Below are 17,385 nucleotides of genomic sequence, written 5' to 3' on the forward strand. Positions count from 1 at the left end.
CCCCTGCCACCTCAGCGGGGCAGGAGGCCGCGGTAGACGGCGTCCAGTCGGGCGGCGGCGGCCGGCCAGGAGTGGGCGGCCGCCCAATCGACGCCGCCGCGGCCGAGGCGCGCCAGCTCCTCGGGGGAGCCCAGCAGGCTCAGGATCGCCTCGGCCCACGCCGCGGGGGAGCCGGAGTCGAGCAGCAGGCCGCTCCCGCCGTCGCGCACCGCGTCCACCAGGCCGGTCGTGCGGCGCGCGAGCACCGGAGTGCCGCTGCTGGCGGCCTCGAGCGCGATCAGCCCGAAGGTCTCCGCCGCCGAGGGCACGAGCGCCAGCTCCGCGCTCCGGAGCCGCTCCGCCACCCGGTCGCGGTCGGCGGCTCCCTCGATCAGCACGCGGTCGCCCAGCGGAGCCGCCGCGGCGCGCACCGCATCGAGGTACGACTCCCGGCCCGGTGCCGCCCCGCCCACCAGCCGCACCACGGGCCGCTCCGCCGGCGCCATCGCCGTGAGCGCCTCCACCGCCAGAAGCTGGCCCTTGAGCGGCTGCACCCGGCCGACCAGGACGACCCCGGAGCGCTCGCCGCCGCCTGGGCGGAACCGCGCGTCGACCCCGGGCGGCACCACGACGACTCGGTCCGGGTCCGCGCCGTACCCGCTGACGACGTCCGCCCGCTCCGAGGCGCCCGCCACCACGATCGCGTCGGCGGAGGCGAGCACGGAGCGCTCCGCGTCGACCCGCTGCTGCGGCTCCGCGACGTCGCCCGGGGCGAGCCGGGCGTTCTTGGCGAGCGAGCCCGAGTGCATCGAGTGCACGTGCGGTCTGCCGGTGAGCGCCCCCGCGAGGCCCGACACCCAGTAGTGCGAGTGCACGACGTCTGCTCCCGCCGCGGCCCGCGCGAACTCCGGCGCCGCGGCCGCCAGAGCGTACTTGTCGCCCGCCGGCACCGGCACGCCCACCACCCGCACACCCGGCGCGAGGGTGCGGACGCCCTCGCCGCGGGTCAGCACCTCGATCTCCCAGCCGAGCGCCGCCAGCTCCGGCAGCACCGCCGAGAGGTACACGTTCATCCCGCCCGCGTCGCCCGTCGACGGCTGCTCGAGCGGGGAGGTGTGCGCCGAGAGGACGGCCAGACGGGGCATCCCTCCATCGTAGGGACGGCCGTGCGTCCTCCACGGATCCCGGCCCGCGGCTCGCGGTGCCTCCGGAATCGGGTTGAATAGACGGATGCGCTCGTTCGAGCGCGGAGAGCGTGAGGTCCATGGCCCGCCAGAGTCCCCCCGGTGAGGTGCTGCCGTCGGCCGCACCCGGGCCGGTGACCGCCGGCCACGAGCCCTTCTCCGAGCAGGACGTCCGCGCCCTCGTCGGAACCGCCGCCCTCGAGAAGGGCACCGCGTACGCGGACGAGGGCCGCGTCCGCGAGCTGCAGTGGTTCGGCGGCCGCACCCGCCTCTTCGGCCAGGTCCGCGGATCCGGGCGCTCGCCGTACGCCGTGAGCGTGCAGCTCCGCGACGAGGGCGAGCACTGGACCCTCCTCGGCGGCGCCTGCAGCTGCCCGGTCAAGCACGAGTGCAAGCACGTCGCCGCCGTCCTGGTCGAGGCCCTGCGCCGTGAGCGCGAGGGCGGAGTGGCCGGTCCCTTCCCGGGCGAGGCCGCCGTCGACGCCGTCCCGGAGTGGCGCAGCGCGCTCGCCCCGCTGCTCGCCGGCGCCGAGCGCTCCCACACCGGCATACCGCTCGGCCTGCAGTTCGAGCTGCTGCCCGGCGAACCCGTGCGTCGCCCGCCCGGCCGCTACAACTCCTACCGGCCGCCGCCCGAGCCGCGTCCGCGCCTGGGAGTGCGCCCGGTGCGGATGGGCGACCGCGACCGCTGGGTGCGCACCGGCACCAGCTGGCGCGACCTCGGCTACCTGCACTACAGCCACGACTACGACGAGCGCCAGATCGACGTGATCCGCGAGATGCAGGGCCTGCTCTCCGGGCACAGCGCCTCCAGCTACTACTCGCCCGACACCTGGCTCTACCTCGACCAGTGCCGGAGCGAGGCGATCTGGGCGGCCCTGCACGGCGCCGTCCGCGCGGGAATCGGTCTGGTGATGGGCGACCGCGACCAGACGCCGCTGAAGATCCTCGACACGACGGCCACCGCCTCCATCGACGTCACGCGCACCGCCGCCGGCCTCGAGCTGCGCTCGCTCGTCGCGATCGGCGACCACCCGGCCCCCGAGGAGTTCGGCTTCATCGGCGACCCCGCCGTCGGCCTCTACACCTGGGAGGGCGGCGACGAGATGCGCGCCCGCCCGGTCACGCTCATCCCGTTCGCCGCGCCGCTGCTGTCCTCCGCGCGCACGTTCCTCTGGAGCCGCGAGGCCATCCGCATCCCAGTGGCCGAGGAGTCGGCGTTCCTCACGGAGCACTACCAGCGGCTGCACCGGCTGTTCGACATCGTCTCCCGCGACGGCTCCTTCGAGGCGCCTGCGGTGCCCGAGCCGCGCCTCGGCCTCACCCTCGAGCACACCGACGGCGCGGGCCTGCGCGGCTCGTGGTGGTGGCGCTACGGCGTGGAGGGGGCGCGCGGCGGCGTGGACGCCGAGCGGCTCCCGCTGCGGGTCGGCGAGGACGCGGGCTACCGCGACCCCGAGGCCGAGCAGCGGATCCTCGACTCCCTCGTCGGAGCAGGTCTCGACCCGGAGTCGACGCCGGCCCTGGTGTCCCCGTCGAGCAGGCGCCTGCGCCCCACCTTCGACCTGCGCGGCATGCAGACCGTCGGCTTCCTCACCGGCGAGGTCGAGCGGCTCCGCGAGCTGGGCACCGTCGAGATCGAGGAGATCGGCGAACGCGTCGAGTACCGCGAGGCGCAGACCGCGCCCGTGGTCGCCGTGCAGACCGTCGCCCGGCCCGACAGCCGCGACTGGTTCAACCTCGAGATCTCCGTCACCGTGAACGACGAGGCGGTCCCGCTCGCCGAGATCTTCCTCGCGCTCGCCCGCGGCGACGAGTACATGGTGCTGCCGAGCGGCGTCTACTTCGCCCTCGACGACGAGCGGTTCGGCCGCCTCCGCGAGCTGATCGCCGAAGCCCGCGAGCTCTCGGACGACCCCGGCGAGACCCTGCGGATCAGCCGCTTCCAGTCCTCCCTCTGGGACGAGCTGGTCGAGCTGGGCGTCGTGGAGGCGCAGGCCGCCGCATGGCGCCGCTCCGTGGAGGGGCTCTCCGGCTTCACCGCGACCGGTGCCCTGGAGTCGCGCGCCCTGCCCGAGGGGTTCGTGGTGGAGCTGCGGCCCTACCAGCAGCTCGGCTACGACTGGCTCTCGTTCCTCTACGACAACCAGCTCGGCGGCGTGCTCGCGGACGACATGGGCCTGGGCAAGACCGTGCAGTCCCTCGCCCTGGTCACCCGGGTGATGCAGGAGCAGCGCGCCGCGGCCGCGGAGGCGGGCACCTCGCCGCGCCCGTTCCTCGTCGTCGCCCCCACCAGCGTCGTGCCGAACTGGGTGGGCGAGGCCAAGCGCTTCGCCCCGGACCTGCGCGTGGTCGGCATCGACGAGACGTCGAAGAAGAAGCGGAAGGCGCTCTCGAGCGTCATCGGCGAGGCCGAGCTGGTCGTCACCTCCTACGCCCTGTTCCGGCTCGACTACGAGTCGTACTCGAGCATCCAGTGGTCGGGGCTCCTCCTCGACGAGGCGCAGTTCGTCAAGAACCGCCAGTCGGCGACGCATCAGCTCGCGCGCCGGCTCGACGTGCCCTTCAAGCTCGCCATCACGGGCACGCCGATGGAGAACAACGTGATGGAGCTGTGGTCGCTGCTGTCGATCGTCGCTCCGGGCCTGTTCCCCTCGCCCGCCGGGTTCGTCGAGTTCTACCAGAAGCCGATCGAGCGCGAGGCCGACACCGAGAAGCTCTCGCAGCTGCGGCGGCGCATCCGCCCGCTGATGCTGCGGCGCACCAAGGAGCTCGTCGCCAAGGAGCTGCCTCCCAAGCAGGAGCAGACCCTCGAGGTCGAGCTCGGCCCGAAGCAGCGGAAGGTCTACGACACGTACCTGGCGCGGGAGCGGCAGCGCGTGCTGGGCCTGATCGGCGACTTCGAGAAGAACCGCTTCGCGATCTTCCGCGCGCTGACCGTGCTGCGCCAGGTCGCGCTCGACGCGGCGCTGGTCGACGAGGCGCACGAGAGCGTGCCCTCCACCAAGCTCGACCTGCTCGACGAGCTGCTGGGCGACGCCCTCGGCGAGGGGCACCGCGTGCTGGTCTTCAGCCAGTTCACGCGGTTCCTCGGCCGGGTCCGCGGGCGGCTGGACGCGGCGGGCATCGAGTACGCGTACCTCGACGGAGCGACGAAGAAGCGCGACGAGGTCATCGAGCGGTTCCGCTCGGGCGCGGCGGGCGTGTTCCTGATCTCGCTCAAGGCCGGCGGCTTCGGGCTCAACCTCACCGAGGCCGACTACTGCATCCTGCTCGACCCGTGGTGGAACCCCGCCACCGAGTCGCAGGCGGTCGACCGTGCGCACCGCATCGGCCAGACCCGCTCCGTCATGGTCTACCGCCTGGTCGCGAAGGACACGATCGAGGAGAAGGTGATGGCCCTCAAGGAGGCGAAGGCCGCGCTCTTCGCCGCGGTCATGTCGGACGACGGCGCCGCGGCCACAGGCGGGATCACCGCCGAGGACGTGCGCGAGCTGCTGGGCTGATCGCCGCCGCTAGTCGCGCACCTGCTCCAGCAGGGTCGTGACGGCGGCGCGGGTGTCGGCGGCGAGTCGTCCGAGGCGGTGCGCGGCGCGGATCGACGCGGGCCGGTAGGGGTGCACGAGCCGCCGGGCCGCCGTGCAGGGCAGCGCGAACGCCGCGACGACGCCCGCGTCGATCCCGTCGAGTCCGCCGTCGTCCCGGCCGAAGACGAGCTCCCGACCCTCGCGGGCGAGAGCCTCCGGCAGGTCGGCCTCGCCGATCGGGAGGCGCAGCACGGCGAGCAGGCCGGCCGCCTGCACCCGGCGCGGCAGCGGGCGTCCGAGGCGTCCCGCCGCGTGCACCGTGAAGAAGTCGGCCTGCCGCTCGAGGATGCCCGTGACCGTCTCGGCGAGGCGCTCCATCTCGGGGTGCAGCGAGAGCCGGGCGAGCCGGCGGTAGCCGTGCACCGCGACCCGGGCGTCCACCGCGAGGGCCAGCGCGACGGGGCCGGCGAGGGAGGCCGCGGCGCGGTCGAGGAGCGGGCGCGACCTCACCGTCGGCTCCGGCGGGCGGATGTCGATGCCGCGGATCTGCGGCGAGGCCGCGAGCACGTCGCCCAGGGCGTCGGCGATCCGGTGCCGCTCGGCGGCCCAGACGGACGCGAACGCGCGGACCTGCTCGTCGGGGTGGGCGCGCGCGAGGGGGAGCACCCGGGCCACGGTGGCGTGCTCGATCGCCCGCAGGTACGCGGTGGCGACGATGGCCTCGCGGTCCAGCGGCACCTCCTCGAACTCGCGCACTGAGAAGTGCTCGCGCAGGGCGCCGTGCGCGCTGCGGTGGTGGTCCTCGAGGTCGAACGGTTCCGCGATGCCCACGTCGTGCTCCTCCGCTAGTCCGGTCCCTCCATCCTGGGCCCCCGGTGCGAGAGGCGGAAGAGCACGCGCCCATCCCTGGGACACTGGGAGCCGGTCGTCAGGCGGCCGGGGGAGCGGGGCGGGATGAGCGGGGCGCGGACGTCGGCGATCGGCGCCGTCCTCCTCGCCGCCGTCTGCTTCGGCACGACGGGGACCGCGCAGGCCCTCGGTGCGGCGGGCGTGGATCCGCTCCTCCTCGGAGCGGCGCGCATCGTCCTCGGCGGCGCCCTGCTGGCCGCCCTCCTCGGCGTGGAGGCGCTGGGCCGGCGGAGCCGCTCCCGCCCGACCCGCACCGTCGTGCTCCTCGTCGTGCTCGGAGCGGTCGGCGTCGCCGCGTACCAGCCCGCTTTCTTCACCGGCACCGCGCAGAACGGGGTCGCGGTCGGCACGATCGTCGCCCTCGGCTCCGCTCCCGCCTTCACCGGCCTGCTGGAGTGGCTCGTCCTGCGGACGACGCCGAGCCCGCGCTGGTTCGCCTCGACCTCGCTCGCCGCGGCCGGCGTGGTGCTCCTGAGCGGAGGCGGGTCCGGCGGCGTGACGCTCCCCGGCCTCGCCGCCTCGGCCGGCGCCGGCGCGTCCTACGCGCTCTACGCCGTCTGCGGCAAGCTGCTGCTCGAGCGCGGACTCAGCCCCGTCGCCGCCATGGGCGCTCAGTTCGGAGTCGCGGCGCTGCTCGCGCTCCCGTTCCTGCTGCTGGGCGATCCCTCGCGGCTCTCCGGCTCGATCCCGGCCGTGCTCTGGCTCGGAGTGGTCACGGTCGCCGTGGCCTACACCTTCTTCGCGCGCGGCCTCAGGCAGCTGCCCGCGGCCACCGTCTCGACGCTCACCCTCCTGGAGCCGGCGACCGCGACGCTCCTCGGCGTGGCGGTGCTGGGCGAGCGGCTGACCGCGGGAGCCGTGCTCGGCATCGCGGTGCTGGTCGCGGCGGTGCTGCTGCTGGCGGTGCGGGGGCGCGGTCGTTCCGGGGCGCGGACAGAGGCGCCGCCGCCCTCCGCGGAGTAGCGTCGACTCCCACCGACCCGAGGACGAGGCGGAGCGCATGACCAACCCGTGGCTGGCACGCCCTGGCAGCGGTCGGCGGCGCGCGCTGGTCGAGGAGTCGTGGGAGCGCGCACGGCGGCGGCGCCTGGATCCTGACCGGCTGACCGCGCCGCTCTCGTTCTCGGGGGACGACCTCCGCGAGTACCGCACCGGGCATCCGCTCGCCTCGGTCCTCCCGGTCATCCGCCGCCTGCTGGTGCGCGACGCCGATGAGGACAGCGGCGTGCTCGTCGCGGTGGGCGACGCGCTCGGGCGACTGCTCTGGATCGACGGGGACCAGCACCTCAAGAGCCTCGCCGAGGGGATGTCGTTCGTCGAGGGCGCCGCCTGGGCCGAGCCCGACGTCGGCACGTCTGCGCCGGGAACCGCCCTCGTGCTCGATCACGGCGTGCAGATCCACGGCGCCGAGCACTTCGCCTCGCTCGTGCACCCGTGGAGCTGCACCGCCGTCCCCGTGCACGACCCCGAGACGCACGAGATCCTCGGAGTGATCGACATCACCGGCGGCGCCGACGTCGTCGCTCCGCAGACCCTCCCGCTGATGGAGGCGACCGCCGCCGCCGTCGAGAGCGAGCTGATGGTGCAGCGGCTGCTCCGCCCGCGCCGTCCCGCCGCTCGGAGCACGGCGGCGGCCCGCGCGCCGAGTCTGCGGGTCCTCGGGCGCGAGACGGGGCTGGTGACGGCCGCCGGAGCGACGCTCGAACTCAGCACCCGGCACGCCGAGATCCTGACCCTGCTCGCCTGGCACCGGTCCGGGCTCTCGGCCGAGCAGCTCGCCCTCCTGCTCCACGGCCGGGACGACGCGGTGGTCACCGTCCGCGCCGAGATGGTGCGGCTGCGCCGCGCGCTCGAGCCGACCCTCCCGCGCCTGGCACCTCTCTCGCGCCCCTACCGCCTGGCGAGCCCGGTCGACCTCGACGCCCGCCAGGTGCTCGGCCTGCTCGACCGCGGTTCCCACCGCCTCGCCCTGGACGCGTACCGGGGCGCACCGCTGCCCTCGTCCGAGGCGCCGGGGATCCGGGCGATCGCCGACGAGCTGCGCATGCGGGTGCGGGCGAGCGTCCTCGCCGACGCGGCGCCCGCGACCCTCCTCGCCTGGGCGGAGGGACCGGACGGCCGCGACGACGCGGAGGTGTGGCGGGAGCTCCTGCGCGTCCTCCCGCCCCGCTCGCCCCGGCGTGCCGGCGTCGCCGCGCGTCTGGAGGCGCTCGAGGCGGAGCAGCGCTGAGCCGACCCGGTCGCTCCGGGAACCGCTGCCCGAGCCGTCCGGCCGCGGAGCCGTCTCGTTAGCCTCGACCCATGAGCACCCTCGCACCACCTCCCCGGGCCCTCGCGAGCGGAGTCGCGGGGGGCCTGCTCCTGATGGCGGTCTTCACGATGTGGTGGGCGAGCGACACCACGGTCGGCTGGCCGGCGCCGGCTGCGACGACCGCCGTGACCGTCTGCGCGCTCGCGGCGGTGGTCTTCGCCGTGCAGGCCGTCCGCCTCCTCCTCGCCCGACGGAGGATGGCGGTGGAGCTCACCGACGCCGACCGCGCGGCGAAACCGAACGGCCTGCTCTTCGGTGCGGTCTTCGCCGCGGAGGGCGCGCTGATCGGCGTCGCGGTCGGCGTCCTCACCGGCACCGGGCTCGACCGGTTCCTCGTGCCGGCCATCGCCGTGATCGTGGGCCTGCACTTCTACCCGATGGCGAGGATCTTCGGCCGGACCCTCGACCTCTGGCTCGCGACCTGGACGACCCTGGTCGGCGCGATCGGGGTCGTCGTGGTCCTCGTCGACGGCTCCGCCTGGCCGCAGGTGTGGTCCTGGGTGGGAGCGGGTGCCGCAGCGGCCACGGTGACCTACGGCGTGTACATGAGCCGGATCGCCCAGCGCCTGCTCGCGAGCGTCTGAGGTCCGGGCCGCAGGGCCGTCCTCCTCGGTCGGCCGCGCCCCCGCCCGGCCCTTCCGGCCGTCGTCGTCGCCGCTCCCGCCGGTGCGCCGCCCGGTGCAACGTCGTGCAACCCCCCGGGACGTAGCGTCAGGACCGGGCGCCCACCCCGCGCCCACGACAACGACGTCGATGGAGGTCCACATGACGCTGTACGCCGACCAGGTCGCCGAGCAGGCACCGCAGGAGCCGGGTTCCACGGTCTACGCCAATCCGGGCACGGAGGGATCCCTCGCCTCCTTCCGCTCGCGCTACGACCACTACATCGGAGGCGAGCACGTCGCCCCCGCGAGCGGCCAGTACTTCGAGAACATCACCCCGATCACCGGGAAGCCCTTCTGCGAGATCGCCCGCGGCACCGCCGCCGACGTCGACCGCGCGGTCGAGGCGGGCTGGAAGGCGTTCGCGAGCTGGGGGAAGACCAGCCCCGCCGAGCGCTCGAACATGCTCCTGAAGATCGCCGACCGCATGGAGGCGAACCTCGAGCTGCTCGCGGTCGCCGAGACGTGGGAGAACGGCAAGCCGGTGCGCGAGACCCTCGCCGCCGACATCCCCCTCGCGATCGACCACTTCCGCTACTTCGCCGGAGCGATCCGCGCGCAGGAGGGAGGGGTCTCCGAGATCGACCACGACACGATCGCGTACCACTTCCACGAGCCGCTGGGCGTGGTCGGGCAGATCATCCCCTGGAACTTCCCGATCCTGATGGCCGTGTGGAAGCTCGCGCCGGCGCTCGCCGCGGGCAACTGCGTGGTGCTGAAGCCGGCCGAGCAGACGCCGGCGTCCATCCACGTGCTGCTCGACCTGATCGGCGACCTCATCCCCGCCGGCGTGCTCAACGTCGTCAACGGATTCGGGTTCGAAGCGGGCGCGCCGCTCGCCTCCCACCCGCGCATCCGCAAGATCGCCTTCACCGGCGAGACGACCACCGGCCGCCTGATCATGCAGTACGCCAGCGAGAACCTCATCCCGGTGACGCTGGAGCTGGGCGGCAAGAGCCCCAACGTGTTCTTCGCCGACGTCGCCGCGGAACGCGACTCCTTCTACGACAAGGCGCTCGAGGGCTTCTCGTTCTTCGCCCTCAACCAGGGCGAGGTCTGCACGTGCCCGTCGCGGGCGCTCGTCCAGCGCTCGATCTACGACGACTTCGTCGGAGACGGCCTCGAGCGGGTCAAGCGGATCAAGCAGGGCAACCCGCTCGACACCGCCACGATGATCGGCGCCCAGGCCTCGAACGACCAGCTCGAGAAGATCCTCTCCTACATGGACATCGGCAAGCAGGAGGGAGCGAAGCTGCTCATCGGCGGCGACCGCGCCGACCTCGGCGGCGAACTCAGCGGCGGCTACTACGTCAACCCGACGGTGTTCGAAGGACGCAACTCGATGCGCATCTTCCAGGAGGAGATCTTCGGCCCGGTCCTCGCCCTCACCTCCTTCGAGGACTTCGACGACGCGATCGGCATCGCCAACGACACCCTCTACGGCCTCGGCGCCGGAGTGTGGAGCCGCAACGGCGCCCAGCTCTACCGCGCCGGCCGAGCCATCGAAGCGGGCCGCGTCTGGTCGAACACCTACCACCAGTACCCCGCGCACGCGGCGTTCGGCGGCTACAAGCAGTCGGGCATCGGACGCGAGAACCACAAGGTGATGCTCGACCACTACCAGCAGACGAAGAACCTCCTCGTCTCCTACGCGGAAGGACCCATGGGCTTCTTCTGAGTTGGTGTGCACGGGCTCCTCGTTCCTCGTCGCCCGTGCCGCGGTCGGCTCGCCGACGTGGCCGGGTGGGGAGGAGCGGGGAGCGTCCACACCGAGACGGATCCGCTGGGACGCGGATCCGCCGTTCGGTGCTCGGCCCTGCGGGCGAGGCACCTGACGACGGGTGTGTGGACGGTGCTCGGCCCTGCGGGCGAGGCACCTGACGAGGCGTGTGTGGACGGTGCTCGGCCCTGCGGGCGAGGCACCTGACGACGCGCGGCCCCCTCATGCCGACCGAGGAGGCAGCGCAGCGGGCGCATCGAGATCCTGACCGGACGAGCGTTCGCCATCAGCGGTCGGGCGCACCCCAGACAGTCCGCACCACGAGCGAAGGAGCACCACCCATGACCTCCACGAGGGTCGACGTCACTGCGGAGGCGGCCGACATGCTCCGCCGGATGACGGCGCTGCACGGGCCGCTCATGTTCCACCAGTCGGGCGGATGCTGCGACGGCAGCTCCCCGATGTGCTTCCCCGCCGGCATGTTCCGCACCGGCGCCTCGGACGTGCTCGTCGAGTCGCTCCGGCTCGACGGCCTGGACCCGATCGACTTCTGGATGTCCCGCTCCCAGTTCGAGTACTGGAAGCACACCCACCTCACCGTCGACCTCGTCGACGGGCGCGGCAGCGGGTTCAGCGTCGAAGCCCCCGAGGGCAAGCGCTTCATGATCCGCAGCCGGCTGCTCACCGACGACGAGCTCGTCGAGTTCGGGCTCCTTCCCGCCGGAGCCGTCGGACCCTGAGCCGCCCCCTGGCCCGTACCCCTGACCCCTCACCGTCTCCGATCCTCGCCGATCGGCGGCGCCACGGACCGGCGGTGTCAGCCGGCCGGAGCGGGAGCGGGCGGCGCCTTCCCCGTGCTCAGCTGCACGCCCACCACCGAGCCCTTGTCCACGCGGGTGCCCGCGGCGGGACCGGTGCCGGCCACGGTGTTCATCGGCTGCGTCGAGTCGACCTGCGACGTCGCTCCGGGGGTGAGACCTGCTGCCGTCAGCACCCGCGCGGCGGAGTCGCCGGTCCGGCCCGACAGGTCCGGCACGGTGACCTGCGGCGCGGCGATCAGCGACTGGTCGGCCTGCGGGAAGTCGGAGCCGCCGTAGCGGGAGTCGATCGCCGTCATCAGCGGCTTCCAGATCCGGTGGCGTGCCGAGGGCGCCCAGCCGCTGTCGAAGTCGATCGAGTCGAGGTTCACCCTCGAGCCGTCCTCGCGTGCCGAGATGCTGCCGACCCAGACCGCGAGGGAGGTCTCGGTCGAGGCCCCGATGGCCCAGGTGTCGGCGGAGTTGTCGGTGGTGCCCGTCTTGGTGATGTGCTGGACGCCGTTCTTCGGATCGTCCTCGACGCCCGTGCCCTCCGCGGTCACCTTGAGCATCGTGTACTGCATCGCCGAGGCGACCTTCGACGACACCGCCCGGCTGCAGGTCGTCTCCACCGGCTCGATCCCGCGACCGTCGGCTCCGACGATCGCCGTGATCGCGACGGGAGTGCAGGTCGTGCCGTTCTCGGCGATGCCGGAGTAGGCGGTCGCCATGGTGAGCGGCGCGATCTCGTTGGTGCCGAGGACCGCTCCCGGCGACTGCACGAGCGCGGTCCCGTCCGCGCGGTGCACTCCGAAGGCCTCGGCCTGCTTGCGGATCTCGCACTGGTCGAGCAGGTGCGACATCCCGGTGAAGCCCGTGTTCAGCGAGTAGATCGTCGAGTACAGCGCCGTCTGGGTGTCGGTGTAGCCGCCGTCGCCGGCGTTCTTGGGGTTGTAGGAGTCGTAGTCCCACGTGCCCTCGCAGCTGTCGGCGAAGCCGGTCCAGTTCTTCTGCTTCGAGTCGAACTGCTCGAGCAGGGTGTGCCCGCGGTCGAGCCACTCGGCGAGCGTGAACACCTTGTAGGCGGAGCCGGTCTGGAAGCCGTTGCCGCCGCCCGCGGACGCGTCGACGTTGAGGTTGATCGCCGAGAACTCCGGCCCGCTCGCGATGACGTCCGGGTCCTGGCTGTAGCGCTTGTTCTGCACCATGGTGAGGATGCGCCCGGTGCCGTTCTGAACGGCGACCGCGGTCGCCCCGACGTCGAAACGCGGATCGGAGGAGGGGACCTGCTCGTCCATGAGCTCCTGCGCGGTCCTCTGCAGGTCGAGGTCGATCGTCGTGTAGACCTTGATCCCGCCCTGCTTGATCGCCGCGTAGCGCTCGTCGTCGGTCGCGCCGAGCGCCGGGTCGTCGCGGAGGACGTGGGTCACGTAGTCGCAGAAGTAGGCCGCGCTGCCGGCCGTCTGGCAGCCGGTGGAGGGCGGGGTGATGTCGGGGGTGATCGCCTCGGCGGCCGCGGCGTCGTGCGCGGCCCGGTCGATGCTCCCCGTCTCGAGCATCCGGTCGAGGATGTAGTCGCGCCGCTCCCGGGTCTGCGCGTAGCCGTTCGCCTCGCCGTTGGCCGCGTCGTCCGGCCGGTCGAAGCGGAACTTCTCGGGGTTGTTCACGATCGCCAGGAGCGACGCCGACTGCGCGAGGGAGAGGTCTGCTGCCGGGATGCCGTAGTAGTACTCCGCCGCGGCCTCGATGCCGTAGACGGTGCCTCCGAACAGGGCGATGTTGAGATAGCCGAGGAGGATGTCGTCCTTCGAGGACACCTTCTCGAGCCCGATCGCGAGCCGCATCTCCTTGAGCTTGCGCTCGGCCGTGGTCGCCGTCGCCTCCGCGTACGCACGGTCGCGGTCGGCCTCGTCCGGGATCGACTCGGCCTTCTGCACCAACACGTTCTTCACGTACTGCTGCGTGATCGACGAGCCGCCCTGGGTGTCGCCGTCGAGGAGGTAGGTGCTGGCGATGGCGCGGAGGGTGCCCTGCAGGTCGATCCCCCCGTGGTCGTAGAAGCGCGGGTCCTCGCTCGCGACGAGCGCGTCCTTCACGGAGTCGGCGATCCGGTCGGCCGGCACCTCGATCCGGTTCTGGTCGTAGAAGGACGCCAGCAGCGTCGGGTCGTCCGGGTCGCCCGCGTAGACGTCGCTCTTCTGCATCAGGCGCCCGACCTCGAGGTAGCTCGGGAGGGACTGGAAGGCCGAGATGGTGCCGGAGGTCGCCGCTCCGGTGAGCGCGGCGGCGGGGGCGACGACGAGCGAGGCGAGCAGACCCGCCAGCACGCTGACGATCACGAATCCGAACAGCGCGCCGAGAGCCCCGTGGACTGTTCGACGGGGCTGGAAGACGGGGACGTTCGGTCGCTTCAGGATGGATCCTCTCGCTGCACCAGCACCCTAGGCGAGGCCTGCGACATCCCCGACGAGGCGCGCCACGGCCGCGCCGGACGCCTGACCGCCCGGAACCGGCGCGACGGCGCCCGCGCCGGCTCGGCTCCCGCGACAGCAGAAGGGGCCGACCCCCGGCGGGATCGGCCCCTTCGCACGACGGGCGACGTCTCTACTCGATCAGGTCGCCGTTCAGGTCCGAGATGTCGTTCGGATTGGCCGGAGCCTTGCCCGTGCTCACCTGCAGGGGGATCACCCCGCCGGCGACCGCCGTCTCCTCCGCGCTCGGCGTCGTCGACACGACGGAGCCCTCCGGGATCGTCGAGGAGTCGACCGACTCGTGCATCCCGACGACGAAACCGGCGGCCGTGAGGATCGCCGTGGCGCTCTCGACCGTCTCGCCCGTGACGTCGGGGACCTCGGAGTTCGCCGCCGATCGAGGCGAGTACGCGAGCATCGAGGCCGGCGGCGCCGTGAAGTCGTCGCCGCCGTACTTCTCGTCGAGCGCCGTCATGATCGGCTTCCAGATGGCGTGCCGGGCGTTGGAGGCGCGGATGGTGCCCTTCTCGCCCGTCAGGCTGATGAAGCGCAGGTTCTGCTTGGTGTTGTCGGCGAAGCCGTTGATGCTGCCGACCCAGACCGCGAGGGAGGCGGCCTTGCTGGCGCCCGCCGTCCACACGTCTGCGGCCTCGTCGGTGGTGCCCGTCTTGCCGATGTGCTCGATGCCGTCGAAGGGGTTCGAGGCGTAGGCCGTTCCGGAGGTCATCACCCGCTGCATCGCGTACTGCATCCCTCGGGCGACCTCGGGCGACACGGAGGGGGTGCACGCCGACGCCGGGGCGGCGACGGCGTTGCCCTCGCTGTCGGTGATCCGGTCGATGACGATCGCCGAGCAGGTCGTGCCGTCGTTCGCGATCCCCGCGTAGGCGTTGGCGACCGTCAGGGGCGCGATCTCGTTCGTCCCGAGGACCGAGGCCGGTCCGTTCGCGAGCTCGCGGCCGTCGGCGCGGTGCATCCCGAACGACTCGGCGGTGGTGCGGATGTCGCAGAGGTCGAGCTGCTGCGCCATGCCCATGAAGCCGGTGTTGATCGAGTTCGTGGTCGCGCCGAGCGCGCTCATCGAGCTCGCGTCCTCCGACGGGTCGTCGTTGCGCGGGGAGAACTTGCCGTAGTAGCCGCCGTCGCCCGCGACGTTGCACTTCTGGGGGTAGGAGCTGAAGCCGGAGGTGGGGGAGGCGAACGACTCGTTGACGGTGTGCCCCGCCTTCAGCCACTGCGCCAGCGTGAACACCTTGTAGGTGGATCCGGTCTGCACGCCGGAGCCGCCGCCCATGTCGAGGTCGACGTTGAGGTTGATCGCGCTGTAGCCGGGGTTCGCGGCGAGGAACTGCTCGTCCTGGCTGTACTGCGTGTTCTGCACCATGGAGAGCACGCGGCCCGTCTTCGCCTCGACGGAGGCGGCCGTCGCGCCGACCTGGAAGCGCGGGTCGACGGAGGGGATGTAGGCGTTGAGCGCCGCCTGCGAGACCTGCTGGATGTCGAGGTCGAGGGTCGTCACGACGTCGAAGCCGCCCTGGCGGATGCGCTGGTAGCGCTCGTCGTCGGTCGCCCCGAAGACGGAGTCGTTGCGGAGGACGTTCAGCACGTAGTCGCAGAAGTACGCGGCGTTTCCGGCGGTGGTGCAGCCGGTCGAGGGCTCCGTGATGCTCGGGGTGATCGGCTCGGCGACGGCGGCGTCGTGCGCGGCCTGGTCGATCCGGCCGTGCTTGAGCTCCTCCGAGAGGATGTAGTCGCGGCGCTCCTTGGTGGCGGCGTAGCCGTTGGCGGCGCCGTTCGCCTCGTCGCCCGGGTTGTCGAAGCGGAACTTCGCCGGGTTGTTCACGATCGCCAGCAGCGCGGCCGCCTGCGAGGTCGAGAGCTGGCTCGCCGGGATGCCGTAGTAGTAGTTCGCCGCGGCCTCGATGCCGTAGACGGTGCCTCCGAAGAGGGCGATGTTCAGGTAGCCGAGCAGGATGTCGTCCTTCGACGCCTCCTTCTCGAGGCCGATCGCGAGCCGCATCTCCTTGAGCTTGCGCTCGGGGGTCGGATCCGTCGCCTCCTGGTAGGCCTTGTCGCGCGCGGCCTCGTCGGTGATCGACTCCGCCTTCTGCACCAGGACGTTCTTGACGTACTGCTGCGTGATCGACGACCCGCCCTGCAGGTCGTCGCCCGTCAGCGTGACGGCGATGGCCCGGAGCGTGCCCTGCAGGTCGATGCCGCCGTGCTCGTAGAAGCGCGGGTCCTCGCCGGCGACGGCGGCGTCCTTCGCGGACTGCGCGACGTCGTCCCAGCCGACCTCGACGCGGTTCTGGTCGTAGACGGAGGCGAGGAGGGTCGTCCCGTCGCTCGCGTAGACGTTGGTGCGCTGCATCAGCTGGCCCACGTCGAGGTAGCCCGGCAGGTTCTGGAACATGCCGATCGTGTTGCTCGTCGCCAGGCCCGTCAGCGCGAGGGCCGGGGTGACGCCGACGGTGATCAGGACGCCCGCCACGGCGCTCATCCCGATGAACCCCATGACCGCCCGCAGCGACATCCCGAGCGGCCGGACGGAGCGGCGGGATGCAGTGGGAAGTGCCATGGAGCGGTCGTCCTTTCGACGCGGCGCGGGGCCGCGGAGATCCGGGGGAGGGTGGCGAGAAGCCTCGCGAGCAGTCGCGCGATCCCCCGAGTTCATGGTACGTGACGCATGCGGCCGGGGTGCGTCCTCCTGCGGGTGGAGATGCGGAGCTGGCGGGCGATGCGCAGGAGCGGGCGCGTCCGGGTGCTGACCTCGGGTCGATGCATCCGTATCGTGGGGGGAGCGCCGCTCCGAGGGGCGCCGCAGCACCCGTTCCACCCACCGCTCCGGGGCCCCGGGCGGCAGGCCCCGGCAGAAAGCGCACACCATGGCACGCATCCACGACGACGTGACCCAGCTCGTCGGCAGGACCCCTCTCGTCCGCATCAACCGGCTGGAGGGGGCCGACCAGGCGACGGTCCTCGCCAAGCTCGAGTTCTACAACCCCGCGAACAGCGTGAAGGACCGCATCGGCGTCGCCATCGTCGACGCGGCAGAGGCCTCCGGCGAGCTGCTCCCCGGCGGGACGATCGTCGAGGGCACGAGCGGCAACACCGGCATCGCGCTCGCGATGGTGGGCGCCGCCCGCGGCTACACGGTCGTCCTCACGATGCCCGAGACGATGTCCGTCGAGCGCCGGGTCCTCCTCCGCGCCTACGGAGCCGAGATCGTGCTCACCCCCGGCAGCGAGGGGATGCGCGGAGCGGTCGAGCGCGCCCGCGCGATCGTCGACGAGACCCCCGGCGCGGTCCTCGCCCGCCAGTTCGAGAACGCCGCCAACCCCGAGGTGCACCGCCGCACCACCGCGGAGGAGGTCTGGGAGGACACCGACGGCGAGGTCGACGTCTTCGTGGCCGGCATCGGCACCGGCGGCACCATCACCGGAGTCGGCCAGGTGCTCAAGGAGCGCAAGCCCGGCGTGCAGATCATCGGAGTGGAGCCGATCGACTCCCCGCTCCTCACCCAGGGCACCGCCGGCCCGCACAAGATCCAGGGCATCGGCGCCAACTTCGTCCCCGCGATCCTCGACCGCGAGGTCTACGACGAGATCATCGACGTGACGCTCGACGACTCCGTGCGGGTGGCCCGCGAGATGGCCTCTCAGGAGGGCATCCTCGGCGGCATCTCCTCCGGCTCGATCATGTGGGCCGCGCTCGAGGTCGCGAAGCGCCCCGAGAACGCGGGGAAGACCGTCGTGGCCATCGTCTGCGACTTCGGCGAGCGGTACATCTCGACCGTCCTGTACGAGGACCTCCGCAGCTGAGCGC

General features: G+C 72.5%; 11 protein-coding genes. 7 read left to right on the forward strand and 4 right to left on the reverse strand.

Going from position 1 to position 17,385, the window contains the following annotated elements:
* Positions 1–11 precede the first annotated feature (11 nt).
* The gene (locus C5D44_RS04515) at positions 12–1,124 is read right to left on the reverse strand and encodes a glycosyltransferase (protein ID WP_104280973.1); all 1,113 of its coding nucleotides are present in this window, start codon (positions 1,122–1,124) and stop codon (positions 12–14) included.
* Positions 1,125–1,243: 119 nt separating this feature from the next.
* On the opposite strand from C5D44_RS04515, the gene C5D44_RS04520 reads away from it, so the two are divergent.
* Positions 1,244–4,669, forward strand: coding sequence for a DEAD/DEAH box helicase (locus C5D44_RS04520; RefSeq protein ID WP_104280974.1), 3,426 nt, complete (start codon positions 1,244–1,246; stop codon positions 4,667–4,669).
* Between the two features lie 9 nt (positions 4,670–4,678).
* Here C5D44_RS04520 and C5D44_RS04525 read toward each other — a convergent pair whose 3' ends face one another.
* Positions 4,679–5,521: a hypothetical protein gene (locus tag C5D44_RS04525; protein WP_104280975.1), complete on the reverse strand. Its 843-nt coding sequence runs from the start codon at positions 5,519–5,521 to the stop codon at positions 4,679–4,681.
* A gap of 123 nt (positions 5,522–5,644) precedes the next feature.
* On the opposite strand from C5D44_RS04525, the gene C5D44_RS04530 reads away from it, so the two are divergent.
* The 5 genes from C5D44_RS04530 (at position 5,645) to C5D44_RS04550 (ending at position 11,032) form a co-directional block, all read left to right on the forward strand.
* Positions 5,645–6,562 (forward strand): DMT family transporter, encoded by a 918-nt coding sequence (locus C5D44_RS04530; RefSeq protein WP_104280976.1) that lies wholly within the window; start codon positions 5,645–5,647, stop codon positions 6,560–6,562.
* A 37-nt stretch (positions 6,563–6,599) separates the two neighbouring features.
* Positions 6,600–7,829, forward strand: coding sequence for a GAF domain-containing protein (locus tag C5D44_RS04535; RefSeq protein ID WP_104276629.1), 1,230 nt, complete (start codon positions 6,600–6,602; stop codon positions 7,827–7,829).
* A 71-nt stretch (positions 7,830–7,900) separates the two neighbouring features.
* Positions 7,901–8,494: a hypothetical protein gene (locus C5D44_RS04540; protein WP_104280977.1), complete on the forward strand. Its 594-nt coding sequence runs from the start codon at positions 7,901–7,903 to the stop codon at positions 8,492–8,494.
* Positions 8,495–8,675: 181 nt separating this feature from the next.
* Positions 8,676–10,250, forward strand: a complete 1,575-nt coding sequence (locus C5D44_RS04545; RefSeq protein ID WP_104281008.1) for an aldehyde dehydrogenase family protein — start codon at positions 8,676–8,678, stop codon at positions 10,248–10,250.
* Between the two features lie 383 nt (positions 10,251–10,633).
* On the forward strand, positions 10,634–11,032 hold the full coding sequence (locus C5D44_RS04550; protein ID WP_104276632.1) for a DUF779 domain-containing protein: 399 nt from the start codon (positions 10,634–10,636) through the stop codon (positions 11,030–11,032).
* 77 nt (positions 11,033–11,109) lie between these two features.
* Here the strand turns inward: C5D44_RS04550 and C5D44_RS04555 are convergent, their stop codons facing one another.
* Positions 11,110–13,428: a transglycosylase domain-containing protein gene (locus tag C5D44_RS04555; protein ID WP_104280978.1), complete on the reverse strand. Its 2,319-nt coding sequence runs from the start codon at positions 13,426–13,428 to the stop codon at positions 11,110–11,112.
* Between the two features lie 265 nt (positions 13,429–13,693).
* Complete coding sequence (locus tag C5D44_RS04560) at positions 13,694–16,138, reverse strand: penicillin-binding protein (RefSeq protein ID WP_181110026.1); 2,445 nt, start codon at positions 16,136–16,138, stop codon at positions 13,694–13,696.
* Between the two features lie 307 nt (positions 16,139–16,445).
* Here C5D44_RS04560 and cysK point away from each other — a divergent pair, with 307 nt between their 5' ends.
* Positions 16,446–17,381, forward strand: a complete 936-nt coding sequence (cysK, locus tag C5D44_RS04565; RefSeq protein ID WP_104281009.1) for a cysteine synthase A — start codon at positions 16,446–16,448, stop codon at positions 17,379–17,381.
* The last annotated feature ends 4 nt before the right edge of the window (positions 17,382–17,385 follow it).

This window comes from Rathayibacter sp. AY1B5, assembly GCF_002932795.1.
In the GTDB taxonomy this organism is placed as follows: Bacteria; Actinomycetota; Actinomycetes; order Actinomycetales; family Microbacteriaceae; genus Rathayibacter.